Origin of the sequence: Nocardia sp. XZ_19_385 (genome assembly GCF_015355755.1) — a bacterium.
Classification (GTDB): Bacteria; Actinomycetota; Actinomycetes; order Mycobacteriales; family Mycobacteriaceae; genus Nocardia.
Genome location: NZ_JACVEE010000001.1, coordinates 2,483,038 through 2,498,415, shown reverse-complemented (window position 1 = coordinate 2,498,415; position 15,378 = coordinate 2,483,038). Strand labels below are relative to the sequence as shown.

At 68.2% G+C, this 15,378-nt stretch carries 18 protein-coding genes; 5 read left to right on the top strand and 13 right to left on the bottom strand.

The genetic code is table 11. The features are described from left to right. Positions 1-4: 4 nt before the first annotated feature. The 3 genes from IBX22_RS11770 to sigE all read right to left on the bottom strand — a co-directional run bounded on the left by IBX22_RS11770 (position 5) and on the right by sigE (position 2,691). Positions 5-1,543: a S1C family serine protease gene (locus tag IBX22_RS11770; RefSeq protein WP_194815307.1), complete on the bottom strand. Its 1,539-nt coding sequence runs from the start codon at positions 1,541-1,543 to the stop codon at positions 5-7. A 10-nt stretch (positions 1,544-1,553) separates the two neighbouring features. Further along, positions 1,554-1,934: a zf-HC2 domain-containing protein gene (locus IBX22_RS11765; protein WP_194815306.1), complete on the bottom strand. Its 381-nt coding sequence runs from the start codon at positions 1,932-1,934 to the stop codon at positions 1,554-1,556. An 85-nt stretch (positions 1,935-2,019) separates the two neighbouring features. Further along, positions 2,020-2,691 carry an RNA polymerase sigma factor SigE gene (sigE, locus tag IBX22_RS11760; RefSeq protein WP_194815764.1) on the bottom strand — a complete coding sequence of 224 codons (672 nt, stop codon included), beginning with the start codon at positions 2,689-2,691 and terminating at the stop codon, positions 2,020-2,022. A gap of 274 nt (positions 2,692-2,965) precedes the next feature. Here sigE and IBX22_RS11755 point away from each other — a divergent pair, with 274 nt between their 5' ends. From IBX22_RS11755 to IBX22_RS11745, 3 genes are read left to right on the top strand one after another with little or no spacing between them, the layout of a single operon-like run. Further along, on the top strand, positions 2,966-3,598 hold the full coding sequence (locus tag IBX22_RS11755) for an O-methyltransferase (protein ID WP_194815305.1): 633 nt from the start codon (positions 2,966-2,968) through the stop codon (positions 3,596-3,598). A gap of 57 nt (positions 3,599-3,655) precedes the next feature. Continuing rightward, the gene (locus IBX22_RS11750; RefSeq protein WP_194815304.1) at positions 3,656-3,901 is read left to right on the top strand and encodes a hypothetical protein; all 246 of its coding nucleotides are present in this window, start codon (positions 3,656-3,658) and stop codon (positions 3,899-3,901) included. 54 nt (positions 3,902-3,955) lie between these two features. Next, positions 3,956-4,240 (top strand): hypothetical protein, encoded by a 285-nt coding sequence (locus IBX22_RS11745; RefSeq protein ID WP_194815303.1) that lies wholly within the window; start codon positions 3,956-3,958, stop codon positions 4,238-4,240. Here the strand turns inward: IBX22_RS11745 and glgC are convergent. Further along, positions 4,237-5,451: a glucose-1-phosphate adenylyltransferase gene (glgC, locus tag IBX22_RS11740; RefSeq protein WP_194815302.1), complete on the bottom strand. Its 1,215-nt coding sequence runs from the start codon at positions 5,449-5,451 to the stop codon at positions 4,237-4,239. The genes IBX22_RS11745 and glgC overlap by 4 nt on opposite strands. Positions 5,452-5,579: 128 nt before the next feature. Here glgC and glgA point away from each other — a divergent pair, with 128 nt between their 5' ends. Further along, the gene (glgA, locus tag IBX22_RS11735) at positions 5,580-6,737 is read left to right on the top strand and encodes a glycogen synthase (RefSeq protein WP_194815763.1); all 1,158 of its coding nucleotides are present in this window, start codon (positions 5,580-5,582) and stop codon (positions 6,735-6,737) included. On the opposite strand, the gene IBX22_RS11730 is transcribed toward glgA, so the two are convergent. The 9 genes from IBX22_RS11730 to IBX22_RS11690 all read right to left on the bottom strand — a co-directional run bounded on the left by IBX22_RS11730 (position 6,734) and on the right by IBX22_RS11690 (position 14,387). Further along, positions 6,734-7,573: a putative RNA methyltransferase gene (locus IBX22_RS11730; protein WP_309234547.1), complete on the bottom strand. Its 840-nt coding sequence runs from the start codon at positions 7,571-7,573 to the stop codon at positions 6,734-6,736. The genes glgA and IBX22_RS11730 overlap by 4 nt on opposite strands. Then, entirely contained in the window at positions 7,560-7,727 is a 168-nt protein-coding gene (locus IBX22_RS11725) for a DUF3117 domain-containing protein (RefSeq protein WP_011211259.1), read from the bottom strand. Before IBX22_RS11725 ends, IBX22_RS11730 begins: the two co-directional genes overlap by 14 nt. Positions 7,728-7,830: 103 nt before the next feature. Continuing rightward, the gene (locus IBX22_RS11720) at positions 7,831-8,466 is read right to left on the bottom strand and encodes a DNA-3-methyladenine glycosylase I (RefSeq protein ID WP_194815301.1); all 636 of its coding nucleotides are present in this window, start codon (positions 8,464-8,466) and stop codon (positions 7,831-7,833) included. Continuing rightward, on the bottom strand, positions 8,463-8,846 hold the full coding sequence (locus IBX22_RS11715) for a DivIVA domain-containing protein (RefSeq protein WP_228538303.1): 384 nt from the start codon (positions 8,844-8,846) through the stop codon (positions 8,463-8,465). The genes IBX22_RS11720 and IBX22_RS11715 overlap by 4 nt, the downstream gene beginning before the upstream one ends. Positions 8,847-8,920: 74 nt before the next feature. After that, entirely contained in the window at positions 8,921-10,057 is a 1,137-nt protein-coding gene (locus IBX22_RS11710) for an Mrp/NBP35 family ATP-binding protein (RefSeq protein WP_194815300.1), read from the bottom strand. Between the two features lie 20 nt (positions 10,058-10,077). After that, positions 10,078-10,920, bottom strand: coding sequence for a lytic murein transglycosylase (locus tag IBX22_RS11705; protein ID WP_194815299.1), 843 nt, complete (start codon positions 10,918-10,920; stop codon positions 10,078-10,080). Between the two features lie 103 nt (positions 10,921-11,023). Next, positions 11,024-12,394, bottom strand: a complete 1,371-nt coding sequence (locus IBX22_RS11700) for a lytic transglycosylase domain-containing protein (RefSeq protein ID WP_194815298.1) — start codon at positions 12,392-12,394, stop codon at positions 11,024-11,026. A 120-nt stretch (positions 12,395-12,514) separates the two neighbouring features. Continuing rightward, entirely contained in the window at positions 12,515-13,108 is a 594-nt protein-coding gene (locus IBX22_RS11695) for a DUF1003 domain-containing protein (RefSeq protein ID WP_194815297.1), read from the bottom strand. Further along, positions 13,101-14,387 (bottom strand): magnesium transporter MgtE N-terminal domain-containing protein, encoded by a 1,287-nt coding sequence (locus IBX22_RS11690; RefSeq protein ID WP_194815296.1) that lies wholly within the window; start codon positions 14,385-14,387, stop codon positions 13,101-13,103. The genes IBX22_RS11695 and IBX22_RS11690 overlap by 8 nt, the downstream gene beginning before the upstream one ends. Positions 14,388-14,416: 29 nt before the next feature. Here IBX22_RS11690 and IBX22_RS11685 point away from each other — a divergent pair, with 29 nt between their 5' ends. Continuing rightward, positions 14,417-15,343: a CoA ester lyase gene (locus tag IBX22_RS11685; RefSeq protein WP_194815295.1), complete on the top strand. Its 927-nt coding sequence runs from the start codon at positions 14,417-14,419 to the stop codon at positions 15,341-15,343. The last annotated feature ends 35 nt before the right edge of the window (positions 15,344-15,378 follow it).

Here is a 15,378-nt window from a genome sequence, read left to right as displayed (position 1 = left end):
TTCCTCAGTCGGACTCGAGGGTGACGGGCACGTCCACCTGCCTGCCATCGCGGATCAACTGCACGTTCACCCGCTCGCCGATCTTGTGCTGCTGCACCGCGACTGTCAGTTCCTCGGGCCCGGTCACTTCCCGGTCCCCGACCTTGACGATCACGTCGCCCTCGACGATCCCGGCCTTTGCCGCCGGGCCGCCCGGCTCCACGTCGGCCACCGCGGCGCCGCTCATCACCTCGTTGGCCACCGTCTTGGTGCGTGCGGACAGGCCGATCTTCGCGTGGTGCATCTGCCCGTCGCGGATCAGCGTCTGCGCGACCGTGGTCACCACGTCGGCGGGGATGGCGAAGCCGAGGCCGACCGAACCGCCGGACTCGCTGCGGATCGCGGTGTTGATCCCGATGAGCCGGCCCTGCATGTCGACCAGCGCGCCACCGGAGTTACCCGGGTTGATCGCGGCATCGGTCTGTACGGCGTCGATGACGGCGTTGGTGTCGCTGCCCTCACCGGCCAGCTTCACCGGCCGGTGCAGCGCGCTGACGATCCCGGAGGTGACGGTCTTGCTCAGGCCCAGCGGCGAACCGACGGCCAGCACGTCGTCACCGACCTGCACGTCGGCCGACTTGCCGATCTCGGCCACTGTGAGGTTCTTCACATCGACCTTCAGCACCGCCAGGTCGGTCTTCTGATCCCGGCCGACCAGCTGCGCGGGCACCCGGGTGCCGTCGGAGAAGGTCACCTGGATGACGGCGCGATTGCTCTTGTCCTGCGCGGCCATCGAGATCACGTGGTTGTTGGTGACCACGTAGCCGCCGCCGTCGATCACCACGCCGGAACCGGTGGCGCCGTTGTCGCCGACCGTGACGCGGATCGAAACGACCGACGGCAGCACGGCATTGGCGACCTGGGAGATCTGGCCGTGCGGCTGCTCTTGCGAGTCGCCCTGCTCCAAGGTCACCTTGCGGGAGGTCAGCGTCTGGCCGGTCTCCGCGGTCAACCGGCCCACCAGGCCGCCGACCAGACCGACGAGCAGCGCGACGGCGGCGAGCAGCGCCAAGGCCTTGGGCGCGACGCGGGAGCCGAAGAGGACCTCGCGCGCGCTGAGCTTGGTGGACTCCGGCAGCGCTTCCGGCTGCGGCGTCTCGACCGCGGGCGCGCCGAGCCGGGCGGGGGCGTTCGGATCGCGCCACGGATCCGCGGGACCGGCGACAGCGATATTCGTGTCGTCCGCGTCGGGATCGCGCTGCAGCAGTTCGCTGGAACCCTCGGGCCGCCCGAAGGCTTCGGCCAGTACCGAATCCGGCGGACGGTTCTGCAATTCCGGGCCGAGTTGCGGTGCGGAATTCCCGGCGGCCTGCGGTGAATACGCGGCGAAGGAACCGACCTGGCCGGCGGGCCTGCGGAATGTCGACGCGGTATGCGAATCGACAGGGGGGCGATAAACCGGTCTGGGGCCCAATACGGGCGCATCTGACGGCCTCAGGGTCCCCCTGTTGGCCGCCGAATCGTTGGTGTCGGCCGATCCGGTGTTCTGCGATTCGGTGGTCACGCGTGAAACTCTACTTGCGCCACCACTGTGCCCACCGGGTCGCGGTGAACGAATCGGGAAGAAAACCGAAAACTGCCTCGGTACGCGAGTTTTCCGGAGCGGGATGGGCCGGCCGCTCGGAGGTCGCTCCGGCGCCGGGCAATTCGCCGAGCGGGATGCGGCTCAGGCTGTCGTGCAGGCGGTTGGGAATCTGGATCGGACCGGACTGGCGCAACGCGACGCGCGCTTGCTGCTGGGCGTCGACCTCGGCCGCGCATTCGGGGCACTGGGCCAAATGCTGAGCCGCCCGCAGATAGGCGTTCATCCGCAGCTCGCCATCGACGTAGGCGGCGATCGCCTCGCTCGCCAGATGCTCGGTGGGACGGAAACGCGGCTTAGATTCGCCACTCATTCGGTGCTCACCCTTCCGACCGACAACGTCCATGTACTGGCGGTGCTGCCGGCCCCCGAAGCCGACTGTCGGTTCGGTGCCCGGTTCACCCAAGGCTCGTGGCGGCGGCAACCCGCTGCCCAGCTCCATTATGCGCAAGGTGGTCGCGCAGTGCCTGACGGCCGCGGTGGATTCGGCTGCGCACGGTGCCCAGCTTGACCCCCAGGGTCGCGCCGATCTCCTCGTAGGACAGGCCCTCGATGTCACAGAGCACGACGGCGGCGCGGAATTCCGGAGCCAGCGCGTCCAGGGCGGACTGCAGCTCGGGATCCAGGCGGGCGTCGTGGTAGGCATCCTCGGGGGTCGGGCCCTCGGCGGGCACCCGGTCGTAGTCCTCGGGCAGCGCTTCCATGCGGATGCGGTTGCGCCGGCGGACCATGTCCAGGAACAGGTTGGTGGTGATGCGGTGCAGCCAGCCCTCGAAGGTGCCCGGCTGGTAGTTCGACAGGGAGCGGAAGACGCGGATGAAGGTTTCCTGGGTCAGATCCTCGGCGTCCTGGGCGTCGCCGGAGAGGCGGTAGGCCAGGCGATAGACGCGGTCGGCGTGTTCCCGGACCAGTTCGTCCCAGGACGGCATGACCGAGCGATCGCCGGTGGCGTCGAAAGCGGCAGTGCCGCTCAGCTCTTCCTCCGGGACCTCGACCGCGTCGGAATCAAGGGAAATTACCTGCTCAGGCAGGGTGGACTGTTCGGGAACGTTGGTGGAGTGCCCCGACAGCGCCGCAAACGAGCCTTTGACCATGTGGATGGGGCTACCTCCTACTCAGGACCGTAAACACTCGGGACGGTCAGGGAATACAACCGACTACCTATATGCCGTTGTTCCCGCATTCCCGAGTCAATCGGTCGACTGGTCTTGCGTTGCCCCTACTCTTTACTGCCCTTGTATGCCGCGGGTATGGAGATCCTGAGGGTCAGCTGAGAAACTGAGCGGGGTGAAAAGCGTGTTGTCACAACGCCGATAACGCGGTCTCCGCACTAGCCTCTTAGGCGTGGCATCGAATCTGGAGCAAAATCTCGCCTACGTGGAGGAATCCGTGGTGGAGGACGAGGTACTCGTCAGCGCACGGGAACGGGCCACCGAGCTGGGCGCGGCGCCGGTGCCGCCGTCGGTGGGGGCTTTGCTGAGCATGTACTCCCAGCTGCTCGGTGCCCGCGCGGTGGTCGAGGTGGGTACCGGGGCGGGGATCAGCGGGTTGTGGCTGCTCGACGGTATGCGCGAGGACGGCACGCTCACCACGATCGATTCCGAGCCGGAGCATCAGCGCGCTGCCAAGGAGGCTTTCCGTACCGCGGATATCCCGCCCGCCCGGACCCGGCTGATCAACGGCCGCGCCCTGGACGTGCTGCCGCGCCTGGCCGACGGGGCCTACGACCTGGTCTTCATCGACGCCGCGCCGCTGGAGCATCCGCAATACGTCGAGCAGGCGGTGCGGCTGCTGCGCCAGGGCGGCGCGATCATCCTGCACAACGCGCTGCTCGGCGGCCGGGTTCCCGATGTGGCACAACGGGATCCGGCGACGCAGGCGGTGCGGGCGGCCACCCGCGCCATCGCCGAGGACCCGGAATTGACCAGTGTGCTGATTCCGGTCGGCGACGGTTTGCTCTGCGCCTCGCGCGGCTGATTCCCTTGCCCCACACGGGGTATCCAGCAACCACATCGAGGGTTGCAGAGGTTGAGCATGACGTGGCAGCGCGGGTCCGAATTCGTCGAAGGTGTGCACGTAGGGCACATCGCCACCGAGAAAACGGTGCCCTATTGGCTGATGATGGTTTTGGCTGTAGTCGGTTTCATGGTCGTAATGGCGGTGATTGTGCTTGTGTTGGTCAGCAACGCCGATTTCGACACCGGACCGACGAAAGCGCCACCGCCGCCGGGAACCTGCGCACCGTTCTGCACCGAACCCGCCGCGCCCGCACCCGGGTGATCCAGGCGAACTGAGCGCTGCCCCGGCCCCGGCCACACGGGAAGGGCCAGTCATATGTGGGAGGGCTGGGAAGAAGAGCAGCAGGCACGCCGACGCCGCTACTACGAGCAGCAGTCGAAACCCGACCCGGGTTACAGCGACCCCGGTTACGACGACAGCGACCGCGGCGGCGGCCGCCAAACGGACTGGGCGGGCGCCACGATCGTGTTCTTGCTGCTGCTACTCGCCGCGATCGTGCTGCTGGTGCTGGTCGTCACGGCCGATTTCGGGGACAGCTCCAAGACCACGGTGCCGCGCACACCCGGGCCCTGCGCCCCGTTCTGCACCGGGCAGCCTTAGACCCAGACGCCCTTGCCGACGGTGACGATGCCGCCGTTGCTGATGGCGAAACGCTCCCGGTCGCGTTCCAGGTCCACGCCGATGATCTCGCCCTCGCCCACGACCACGTTCTTGTCCAGGATCGCCCGGCGCACCACCGCGCCGCGCCCGATCCGCACGCCCGGCATCAGCACGCTGCCCTCGACGGTCGCCCCGTCGTCGATCATGACGTTCGCGCTGAGCACCGAATTGCGCACGGTGGCCGCGGACAGGATGCTGCCCGCGCCGACGATGGACTCCTGGGCCAGCCCGCCCTGCGCGAACTTCGCGGGCGGCAGATTCTCGGCGGCCCCGCGGATCGGCCAGTGCCGGTTGTAGAGGTTGAACACCGGATGCACCGACACCAGGTCCATATGCGCCTCGTAGAAGGCGTCGATGGTGCCGACATCACGCCAGTAACCGCGGTCGCGGTCGGTGGCGCCGGGCACCTCGTTGTCGGCGAAGTCGTAGACCGCGGCCTCACCGGCCGCGACCAGCGCCGGGATGATGTCGCCGCCCATATCGTGGTCGGAATCGTTGTCCTCGGCATCGGCGCGGATGGAGTCGACGAGCACCTTGGTGGTGAACACGTAGTTGCCCATCGAGGCGAAGGTGACGTTCGGATCGTCCGGGGTGCCCGGCGGATGGGCGGGCTTCTCCAGGAACTGGGTGATCCGGCCGGTCTCGTCGGAGTCGATGCAGCCGAACGCGCTCGCCTCGCTGCGCGGCACCCGGATACCCGCGACCGTCACGCCCGCGCCGGACTTGATGTGGTGCGAGACCATCTGCTCCGGATCCATCCGGTACACGTGGTCGGCGCCGAAGACCACGATGTAGTCCGGGTCCTCGTCGTGGATCAGATTCAGGGACTGCATGATCGCGTCGGCGCTGCCGGTGTACCAGCGCGGGCCCAGGCGCTGCTGCGCGGGCACCGGGGTGATGTATTCGCCGCCGAAACCGGACAGCCGCCAGGTCTGGGAGATGTGCCGGTCCAGGGAGTGCGATTTGTACTGGGTGAGCACGCACAGCCGCAGATAACCGGCGTTGACCAGATTGCTGAGCACGAAGTCGATGAGGCGGTAGGCGCCGCCGAACGGGACGGCCGGCTTGGCGCGATCCGCGGTGAGGGGGAACAGTCGCTTGCCCTCGCCACCGGCGAGCACGATCCCGAGTACGTGCGGCTGGCTCCTCACAATGCCAAACTACCGTGAAGTAGCGGTGCAAGTGGCCCGAGCTGGACCGAGCGTCTAGTTTGAACTGGGTGAGTTTCGGCACGGATGGGGGAGTTCTCGCGGCGGGCCCGGATGGGCTCCGGGTCGCGATGCTGACTCGTGAATACCCACCGGAGATCTACGGCGGCGCCGGTGTGCACGTCACCGAGCTGACCGCCCGACTACGCGAGCTGTGCGATGTCACCGTGCACTGCATGGGCGTCTCGCGCACGGATGCCGTTGTGCATCAACCCGATCCGTTACTCCAGCAATCCAATCCCGCGCTGCAGATGATGTCCGCGCAGTTGCGTATGGCCGACGCCGCCGGGCACGTGGACGTGGTCCACTCGCACACCTGGTACACCGGTCTGGCCGGGCATCTGGCCGCCAGCCTCTACGGCATCCCGCATGTGCTGACCGCGCATTCGCTCGAGCCCCGCCGACCGTGGAAAGCCGAACAATTGGGCGGTGGCTACCGGCTCTCGTCCTGGTCCGAACGCAATGCGGTGGAGCACGCCGACGCGATCATCGCGGTCAGCGACGGCATGCGCGGCGACGTTCTCGACGCCTATCCGGCGGTCGATCCGGATCGCGTCCACGTGGTGCGCAACGGCATCGACGCGACGCTGTGGCATCCCGGGCCTACCGCGCCCGGCGCCCGGCCGATCCTGGACGAACTGGGGGTGCGCACCGACCGGCCGATCGTGGCCTTCGTCGGGCGGATCACGCGCCAGAAAGGCGTCGGCCACCTGCTCGCCGCCGCCCGCGATTTCGATCCGGATATTCAACTGGTGCTGTGCGCGGGCGCGCCCGACACCCGCGAACTCGAAGTGGAAACCGCGGCGGCGGTGGACGAACTGCAGCGGGTGCGGGGCAATGTGTTCTGGGTGCGGGAAATGCTGCCCACCGAGCAGATCCGGCAAATTCTCTCGGCGGCAACCGTTTTCGTGTGCCCGTCGGTTTACGAGCCGCTGGGCATCGTGAACCTGGAGGCGATGGCGTGCGCGACCGCGGTCGTCGCCTCCGACGTCGGGGGCATTCCGGAGGTCGTCGCCGACGGCGGCACCGGGCGGCTCGTGCACTACGACCCGCAGGAGCCCGAAGCCTACGAGCAGGGCTTGGCCGCAGCGGTCAACGAGGTCGCCGGTGATCCGGAGCTGGCCGCCCGGTTCGGGGCGGCCGGGCGGGCGCGGGCTATCGCCGAATTCGACTGGGCCCGGATCGCGGAGCACACCATCGCGGTCTACGACCTGGTGCGCAAGATCTAGGCGCCGCCGTAGACCGAGACCGTCACCGAGGCGGTCACCTCGAGTGATTCCGGGAGCGCCGCGAGGTCGCGCCCGTCGTCGTGGAATGCGGAGGGGCCCATTCCGACGACATTCGCGATATCGGCGCGGTCGAGTTTCATCGGATAGTCGACCGTCGTGCGGTCCAGGATTTCGAAATGTCCGGCCATCGACTCGCTGAGCCTGCGGTCCTTGTCCGGATCCACCGTGACCATGCCCAGCGGCCCGACCAGTTCGGCCAGATGCCGCACGGTGGGGGTGGCCACCACGAAGCGGCCGTCGGCGCGCAGCACTCGCGCGACCTCGGCCGGGTTGCGCGGGGCGAAGATCGAAACGACCCGGTGCACCGTTTTCGCGCGCAGCGGTAACCCGCGCCAGGCGTCGGCCAGGACCGCCGCGGCACGGGGGTGCGCGCGCGCCGAACGCCGGGCAGCGGCCTTGGCCACATCCAGTGCGAGGCCGCGGGCCGCAGGTGCGGTGTCGAGCACCCGGGCCAGGTAATAACCGGTGCCCGCGCCGATTTCCAGGACGACGGCGGCCGGCTCGTCGGCCGGTGCGGCGGCGGCCACCGCGTCGGCGATGGGCGCGAAGTGTCCGCCGCCCTGGAAGGCGGCGCGGGCGTCCAGCATCGCTGGGGTGTCGCCGGTCATCTTGGTCGAGGCGCCGGTCAACAGGCTGACGTAGCCCTGTTTGGCGAGGTCGAAGCTGTGGCCCTGCGCGCAGCGAAGTGCCCGGTCACACGGCTCGAGTCCGAGACCGCATTCCGGGCAGGCCAGCAGGCCGGCCAGCTCAGCGAGTACGTGCCTAGCTGGTGACACTCTTCAATTCGTCACCGAGCGCTGCCGCCTCATCGGGCGTGAGTTCGACGACCAGACGTCCGCCACCCTCGAGTGGAACCCGCATCACGATTCCACGTCCTTCTTTGGTTGCCTCGAGGGGACCGTCCCCGGTGCGGGGCTTCATGGCCGCCATCCTCTGCTCCCTCCAGATCTGCGCGTTATTCCTGCGCACTTTCTTGGAACTCCAGTTGTCACCAACTAGCGAGCTCGCCGGCATTTGGCGAGCTACACCGCACCTATTCTTCCCTATCGCCGTTGTGGACGGATACCTGAGTTCGAAATGTGACCCCGGGACCACTGTCGGGCACGTCACGTTTCACCCAGCAATCGTGCAGATGATCGTCTACCATTCCGGTCGCCTGCATCAGCGCGTAGGCCGTGGTGGGCCCCACGAAACGGAATCCGCGGCGCTTCAATTCTTTTGCCAGAGCGATGGATTCGGCTGTGGTGGCGGGCACATCGGCGGTGTTTCGCGGGCGTGGTCGCGGGCTCGGCGCGAAGGACCAGAGCAGCTCGTCCAGGCCGATATCGAGATCGCCGGCAACCCGGGCGTTGGCGATCACCGCCTCGATCTTGAGCCGGTTCCGGACGATGCCCGCATCGGCCATCAGCCGGGCGAAGTCGGCGTCGCCGAATCGGGCCACCCGCGCGATCTCGAAGCCGGCAAACGCCGTCCGGAACGCGGGCCGTTTCCGCAGAATCGTGATCCAGGAAAGGCCCGACTGGAACGCCTCCAGGCACATCCGCTCGAACAAGGCGTCGTCGCCGTGTACCGGCTTACCCCACTCGTGATCGTGATACTCGCGGTAGAGCTGGGAGCCCTCCGACCACGGGCAGCGGATCCGGCCGTCGGGGGTGAGCTCGGTGCTCACTGCTGGTCGCGGGGCTGCGGCTGCGGCGGGCCATGGAACACCGGGACTGTTGCCTGGACCGGGTGGCTGTTGTGGGTGGTGTGCTGCGGCGCGGCGTATCCCCGGGCGCGCGCCAGCTCCACCTGTAGCTCGTCGATCCGCGCGGCGAGCCGGGCCAGCGCCCAATCCACCTCACCGGCTTTGTATCCGCGCACCACTTGCTGAAATCGCAGCGCCCGCACATCGGCCCCGCTGATCCCCTCGGCGGGTAGCAGCGTCGCGGTCGTGCCCTCGGGTAGCGGCCCGAGTTCCTCCCCGCGCCCGAACACCGCACTTGCCAGCAGGAACAGCACGGCGGCCACCAGGCCGACGATCAGCACGTACAGAAGCAGCGTGAGCATGCGTTCGAGCTTATTGGCATGGGCCGACAACCGGTACAGCTCACCCCGGCGGAAATCGGTCCTCGCGCTCGCGCTTACAGGTGCCGGGTGGTGTCGATGCCGAGCGACATGCCCGCGAGGCCGCGGCGGCGGACGGCGAGTTTGTCGGCGATTTCGAGCAGGGCCTTGGCGGCCGGGCTTTCCGGGTTGCGCAGCACGATGGGGGTGCCTTCGTCGCTCGCTTCGCGCAGCTCCTGCTCGATCGGGATCTGGCCGAGCAGGGGGACCGAGGCGCCCACCGCGCGGGTGAGGTTGTCGGCGACGATCTGGCCGCCGCCGGAACCGTAGAGGTCCATGCGGGAGCCGTCGGGCAGATCCATCCAGGACATGTTCTCCACGACACCCGCGATGCGCTGGCGGGTCTGCAGGGCGATGGAGCCCGCCCGCTCGGCGACCTCGGCGGCCGCGGGCTGCGGCGTGGTGACGACCAGGATCTCCGCGTTCGGGATGAGCTGGGCGAGCGAGATGGCGACGTCGCCGGTGCCCGGCGGCAGGTCGAGCAGCAGGATGTCCAGGTCGCCCCAGAAGACGTCGGCGAGGAACTGCTGCAGGGCACGGTGCAGCATCGGGCCGCGCCACACCACCGGGGTGTTGCCCTGGGTGAACATGGCGATCGAGATGACCTTCACGTCATGCGCGACCGGCGGCATGATCATGCGCTCGACCTGGGTGGGCCGGGCGTCGGTGCCGAGCATGCGCGGCACCGAGTGGCCGTAGATGTCGGCGTCGAGGACGCCGACGGAGAGACCACGCGCGGCCATGGCGGCGGCGAGGTTGACCGTGACGCTGGATTTTCCGACGCCGCCCTTACCGGAGGCGACCGCGTAGACACGGGTCAGCGAGCCGGGCTGGGCGAACGGGATGACCGGGTCGGCGGAATCGCCGCGCAACTGCTTGCGCAGGTTGGTCCGCTGCTCGTCGTCCATGACGTCGAGTTCCACGGTGACCGCACCGACGCCGGGCACGTCCGCTACGGCCTTGCTGACCCGCTGGATGATCTCGGTCCGCAGGGGGCAGCCCGCGGTGGTCAGGTAGACCTCGACATGGACATTGCCGTCGGTATCGATCGCGATGCTTTTCACCATGCCCAGTTCGGTGATCGGCTTGCGGATCTCCGGATCCTCGACCTTTGCGAGGGCGCCCCGCACATCCGCTTCCGTAAACACTGGCATAACAGTGAATTTTAGGCGGCTCAGATTTTCGGCAGCTCGGCAGGCTTCGGGGCGACCCCGGTGTTGTACGAGTTGGCCCACGCCATGACGTTGGCCACATAGGCCATGGAGTTGTTGTAGCGCAGGATGGCGCGGGTCTGCTGGCCCAGATCACGCATGTTCAAGCCGCCGTGGCACAGGTACTTGCCCGCGGTCAGCGCGGCGTCGTAGAGGTTCTGCGGGTCGGCGATGCCGTCGTTGTTGCCGTCGGCGGCGAAGCGCTTCCAGGTTTCGGGCAGGAACTGCATCGGGCCGATGGCGCGGTCGTAGCCGCCGAGCGCGTCGAGTTCGCCGCCGTCGCTGTCGCGGATGACATTGTTGCCGTAGAGGCTGCCGTCGAGCACCGGTCCGTAGACGGGGCTGAGCGGATTGCCCGCGGCGTCGGCCTTGCCGCCGAACGCGTGCGTGGATTCGACGCGCCCGATGCCGGCCAGCATGGACCAGGACATATTGCAGGTCGGATTCTCCGCGTGCAGGACCTGCTCGGCGTTCTGGTAGGCCGCGACGGCCACGCCGGGGATGCCGGCCTGCGGCGGCAGCGTGGACTTTTCCCGATCATTGGGCAGTGCAACGGTTTTCACGACCGGCGGAGTGCGGTGCCCCTGCTTGGCCACGGCGTGCATTTGATCGGCCGGGTCGGCCACGGGTCTGGCGGCCAGTGGATCCAGCTCGCCCTCCGAGAACTGCTGGATGGATGCGATTTCCCCGGTGTCCAACTCGGAAGCTGCCCCCACGGCCATGAAGCCGGCCGGAACCAAGCCGGTTAGTGCGAGAACGGAGCTGCGCCTGACGGTCGCAGGCGATTTCTTACTGTGACGCCCCACTTGCGGTGATCCTCCTGCAGCGACGAGCTGTTGTGGACCACACGAGGTTACCGCATTCGAGACCTTTTTGTTACTGCTTCGTGACCTGTGTTTATGTTTGGAATCAGGCCGGGGGCAACGGGATAACGATATTGAATGGAAGTGTTATCGCGGGCGGGGCCACCGGCGCGGGCTCCGCGGGAGCGGGCGCGGGCGGCTCGGCTAGCTCGGGCTCGGGGGCCTGCGCCGCTTGCGGAGGCGCGGGCGCGGGTGGTGGCGGGGGCGCGGCGGGTGCGGCCTGTTCGGCGGGCTGCGCGGGCGTGCACACCGGCTGCTTCGGTTCGGCGTTGCCGGGTTCGGCCGCGCCGTAGGTCTGCGGTGCGTTCGGGTTCACCGCCTGCTCGACCGGACGCGCCATCGGCGCCGGAACCGACTCGGCCACACACTGATCGGCCGGCGGCGGGACCGGGGCCGGGCAGAAGATGCCGCACGGGATCGGCGGCAGGCCGGGGAGGTAGATCATCACCTCGGTCGGCGCCGCCGGTGTCACGGCCGGGGCCTGCTGCTGCGGCTGCTGCTCGGTGCTGGTGGGTGGCTTGGTGTTGGCGGCCACCATATCCGGGCCGGCCTGGATCGGAGCCGTGCCGGGCGGGATCAGGCCGGGAGTGATGGGGACCTGGCTCGGGGTGCCGCCGGTGCGGTAGGCCGTCGACCAGCTCAGCACGTTGGCGGCGTAGGACATCGAGTTGTTGTAGCGCAGCACCGCGCGCAATTCCTGTTGCGGGTCGCGCAGATTCATCCCGCCCGAGCACAGGTACTTGCCGGCGGCCAGCGCCGCGTCGAAGACATTGTGCGGATCGGACACGCCGTCGCCGTTGCCGTCGGCGGCGTAGAGGCTCCAGGTGCCCGGCAGGAACTGCATCGGCCCGAGCGCGCGCACGTAACCGCCGTCGGCGGCCTTGATGATCTCGTTGCCGGGCAGTGTCCCGTCCAGAGCGGGGCCGAAGATCGGGTTGACGGTGGTGCCCGCGGCGTCGGTGCGGCCGCTGCTGGCGTGCCCGGATTCGATGCGGCCGATGCCGGCCAGCAGGTTCCAGGACACACCACAGCCGGGCGCCGAGGATTCCAGTGCCAGTTCGGCATTGCGGTAGGCGGCGAGCACGATCTCCGGAATGCCGAGGGCGCCACCGGTGGCGGGCAGCGCGATATCGCGCAGCGGGACCAAGCCCGCGAACGGCGCCACGCCATCGGAGGGCGGCGTCATTGCTGTCAGTTTGCGGGGAGTTTCCGGGGCGACCGGAAGCAGACCGACTGTCCGGGACAGTTGCGCCTCGGCGTCGTTGGCTGCGGTGTTGCCCAAGCCTTTCGAGGTGGCGAGCAACGCCTCCGGAGCGGTGGGCGGGGCGGTATCGGTACTGGACTGAGTGGTCGAGCCGGTAGCGACGAGACCCGCGACGACCAGGGCCGACACGGTTATTGGGGCAGATCTGCGCATTCGGCCACACCAATCTCTACGTCGGTGGGAGCGAGGCCGGGCCATCCCCTGCCCGCCCGCCCCTCGGGACAACGGTGTCTAGGTTACCCATCGGTCAGGTGATTCAGTGCACATTTCCGGTCAATCGTCAGCAACTGAAGGCGAAATCGGTCCTTGTGCCTGCTTTCGCCCGGATGTTTTCTTGCGGCGTGTCTTCGGTTTGTCGAGCTGGGCCGTGCCGGCGGCGGCCTCGATCCGATCCAGCACCTCGCGCACCTCCTCGAGTTCGCGGCGCAGGTAGTCGCGGGTGGCGACATCGCCGACCGCGATCCGCAGGGCGGCGAGTTCGCGGGCCAGGAACTCGGTGTCGGCCTTGGTCTGGGCTGCGCGAGTCCGGTCCTCCTCCAACGAGACTCGGTCGCGGTTGTCCTGGCGGTTCTGGGCCAGCAGGATCAGCGGCGCGGCGTAGGCGGCCTGGGTGGAGAACGCCAGATTCAGCAGGATGAACGGGTACGGATCCCAGCGCAGCGATACCGCGAACACATTGAGCAGGATCCAGACGATCACCAGCAGGGTCTGGATCGCCAGATACCTTCCGGTGCCGAGGAATCGGGCTACACGCTCGCTGCTGCGTGCCAAAGCCTCCGCGTCCCAATCGAATCGGAAACGCGATTCCATCGGGGTTTCCAGACGCTGTCTGGCCGAACTCTTCTCGCTCACCCGCTTCTCACTCATGGATGCGGACCTCCCCGATCGCCTGTTCCTGTTCGCGCCAGTCCTCGGGCAGCAGGTGGTCGAGCACGTCGTCGACGCTGACCGCGCCGAGCAGATGGTTCTCCGCGTCCACCACCGGACCGCAGACCAGGTTGTAGGTGGCGAAGTAGCGGGTCACCGCGGCCAGCGGCACTTCGGGGCGCAGCGGGGACAGATCGGAGTCGAGAATGCCGCCGACCAGATGCGCTGGAGGTTCGCGCAGCAGCTGCTGGATATGCACGCAGCCCAGATAGCGGCCGGTCGGGGTGGCGGTCGGGGGGCGCACCACGAAGACCATGGACGCCAACGCGGGTGTCAGGTCCGGGTTGCGCACGCGGGCAAGCGCTTCGGCGACGGTGGTGGCGGGGGTCAGGATCACCGGCTTCGGCGTCATCAGACCACCGGCGGTATCGGGGGAGTGCACGAGCAGCCGGCGCACCGGTTCGGCTTCCTCCGGATCCATCAGCGCGAGCAGCGATTCGCGTTCGCCAGTGGAGAGTTCGCCTAGCAGGTCGGCGGCATCGTCGGGATCCATCGCCTCCAGCACGTCCGCGGCGCGGCCCACTTCGAGATGGCCGAGCAGGTCGACCTGATCGTCGTCGGGGAGTTCCTGCACCACATCGGCGAGGCGTTCGTCGTCGAGCGCTTCGGCGACTTCGATGCGGCGCTTCTCGGGTAGCTCGCGCAGCAGGTGCGCCACATCGGGGGCGCGCATGCCTTCGAACTGGGCCAGCAGCTGGGTGACATCCTGGCCGGGGCGGCCGACCTCGTACGGGGTGAGTCCGCTGACGCGCGACCAGTCGACCACGTGCACGCTGCGCCGGCGGCCGAGGCGCCGGTGCCCGCGCACCGCGACTCGCGCTACCAGCCAGTCCCTGGTTCTGGACTGTTCGATGGCGAGGTCCACGACGAACACGTCGACTCCGGCGAGGTCCGGCAGATCGGGGTCGTCGACGCGTACCGCGGAGTCCACGATCTGTGCCATGGCCAGCAGTTCCCCGGCGCGCTGCGCGAATCGCCGCAGGCTGACGGTGCCGGTATTGAGTGTCACCGCGCCGGGTTCGATGCCCGTGACCCGCAGCATCGGCACGAAAATCCGGCGGCGGGTGGGCAATTCGACGACCAGGCCGTGCACCCTGGGCTGTTGCCGGTCGTACCGGATGGCCACGACGACGTCACGGATCCGGCCGATAGACTCACCGTCCGGTCCCAGCACCACCAGGCCGGCCAGCCTGGCGACGTACACCCTGGTTGCTGCCATGGTAGCCAGGCTAAGGGAAAGAGCTCTCCATGAAGCCCCGCCGTTCCGTGCTCGCCGTTCCGGGCAGCAACCCGAAGATGATCGAGAAGGCCAAGGGGCTGCCGGTCGACGAGGTGTTCCTCGACCTGGAGGACGCGGTCGCGCCGGTCGCCAAGGCGCAGGCCAGGGCCAATATCGTGGCGGCGCTCAAGGATTCGGGCTGGGGTTCCCAGCTCAAGGTGGTCCGGGTCAACGACTGGACCACGCAGTGGACCTATGCCGATGTGATCACTGTCATCGAAGGCGCGGGCGCGGAGATCGATGCGATCCTGCTGCCGAAGGTCACCGACGCGGGTCAGGTGCGTGCGCTGGATCTGCTGCTCACCCAGCTGGAGATGGCTCAGGAGCTCGAGGTGGGCCGGATCGGCATCGAGCCGCAGCTGGAAAACGCCATGGGGCTGCGCAATATCGATGAGATCGCCACCGCGAGCCCGCGGGTGCAGGCGCTGGTCTTCGGCCCGGCGGATTTCATGGCCAGCATCAACATGCGCACCCTGGTGGTCGGTGAACAGCCCGAGGGCTACGACACCGGGGACGCCTATCACCACATCCTGATGACGATCCTGCTCACCGCCCGCGCGCACGGTCTGCAGGCCATCGACGGCCCGTACCTGCAGGTCCGCGATGTCGACGGCTTCAAGCGGGCCGCCGCGCGCACCGCCGCGCTCGGGTTCGACGGCAAGTGGGTGCTGCACCCCGGCCAGGTCGACGCCTGCAACGAGATATTCAGCCCGCGCCAGGCCGATTACGACCGGGCCGAGGAAATCCTGGCGGCCTACGCCTTCCACACCTCCGCCGAGGGTGGGGCGCGCGGCGCGGTCATGCTCGGTGACGAGATGATCGATGAGGCGAGCGCCAAGATGGCGCAGGTGATCGCCGAGAAGGGCCGCGCGGCCGGTATGACACGCTCTCTGTGAGAAGAGCCGCGTTTCACATCACCGGACAACCGGTC

What these genes read in the sequence shown, in the direction of transcription:
- IBX22_RS11685 (WP_194815295.1), top strand. Translation starts at nt 14,417, where the DNA reads ATGAAGCCCCGCCGTTCCGTGCTCGCCGTTCCGGGCAGCAACCCGAAG.
- IBX22_RS11700 (WP_194815298.1), bottom strand. Translation starts at nt 12,394, where the DNA reads ATGCGCAGATCTGCCCCAATAACCGTGTCGGCCCTGGTCGTCGCGGGT.
- IBX22_RS11745 (WP_194815303.1), top strand. Translation starts at nt 3,956, where the DNA reads ATGTGGGAGGGCTGGGAAGAAGAGCAGCAGGCACGCCGACGCCGCTAC.
- IBX22_RS11690 (WP_194815296.1), bottom strand. Translation starts at nt 14,387, where the DNA reads ATGGCAGCAACCAGGGTGTACGTCGCCAGGCTGGCCGGCCTGGTGGTG.
- IBX22_RS11715 (WP_228538303.1), bottom strand. Translation starts at nt 8,846, where the DNA reads ATGCTCACGCTGCTTCTGTACGTGCTGATCGTCGGCCTGGTGGCCGCC.
- IBX22_RS11765 (WP_194815306.1), bottom strand. Translation starts at nt 1,934, where the DNA reads ATGAGTGGCGAATCTAAGCCGCGTTTCCGTCCCACCGAGCATCTGGCG.
- IBX22_RS11750 (WP_194815304.1), top strand. Translation starts at nt 3,656, where the DNA reads ATGACGTGGCAGCGCGGGTCCGAATTCGTCGAAGGTGTGCACGTAGGG.
- glgA (WP_194815763.1), top strand. Translation starts at nt 5,580, where the DNA reads ATGCTGACTCGTGAATACCCACCGGAGATCTACGGCGGCGCCGGTGTG.
- IBX22_RS11695 (WP_194815297.1), bottom strand. Translation starts at nt 13,108, where the DNA reads ATGAGTGAGAAGCGGGTGAGCGAGAAGAGTTCGGCCAGACAGCGTCTG.
- IBX22_RS11725 (WP_011211259.1), bottom strand. Translation starts at nt 7,727, where the DNA reads ATGGCGGCCATGAAGCCCCGCACCGGGGACGGTCCCCTCGAGGCAACC.
- IBX22_RS11710 (WP_194815300.1), bottom strand. Translation starts at nt 10,057, where the DNA reads ATGCCAGTGTTTACGGAAGCGGATGTGCGGGGCGCCCTCGCAAAGGTC.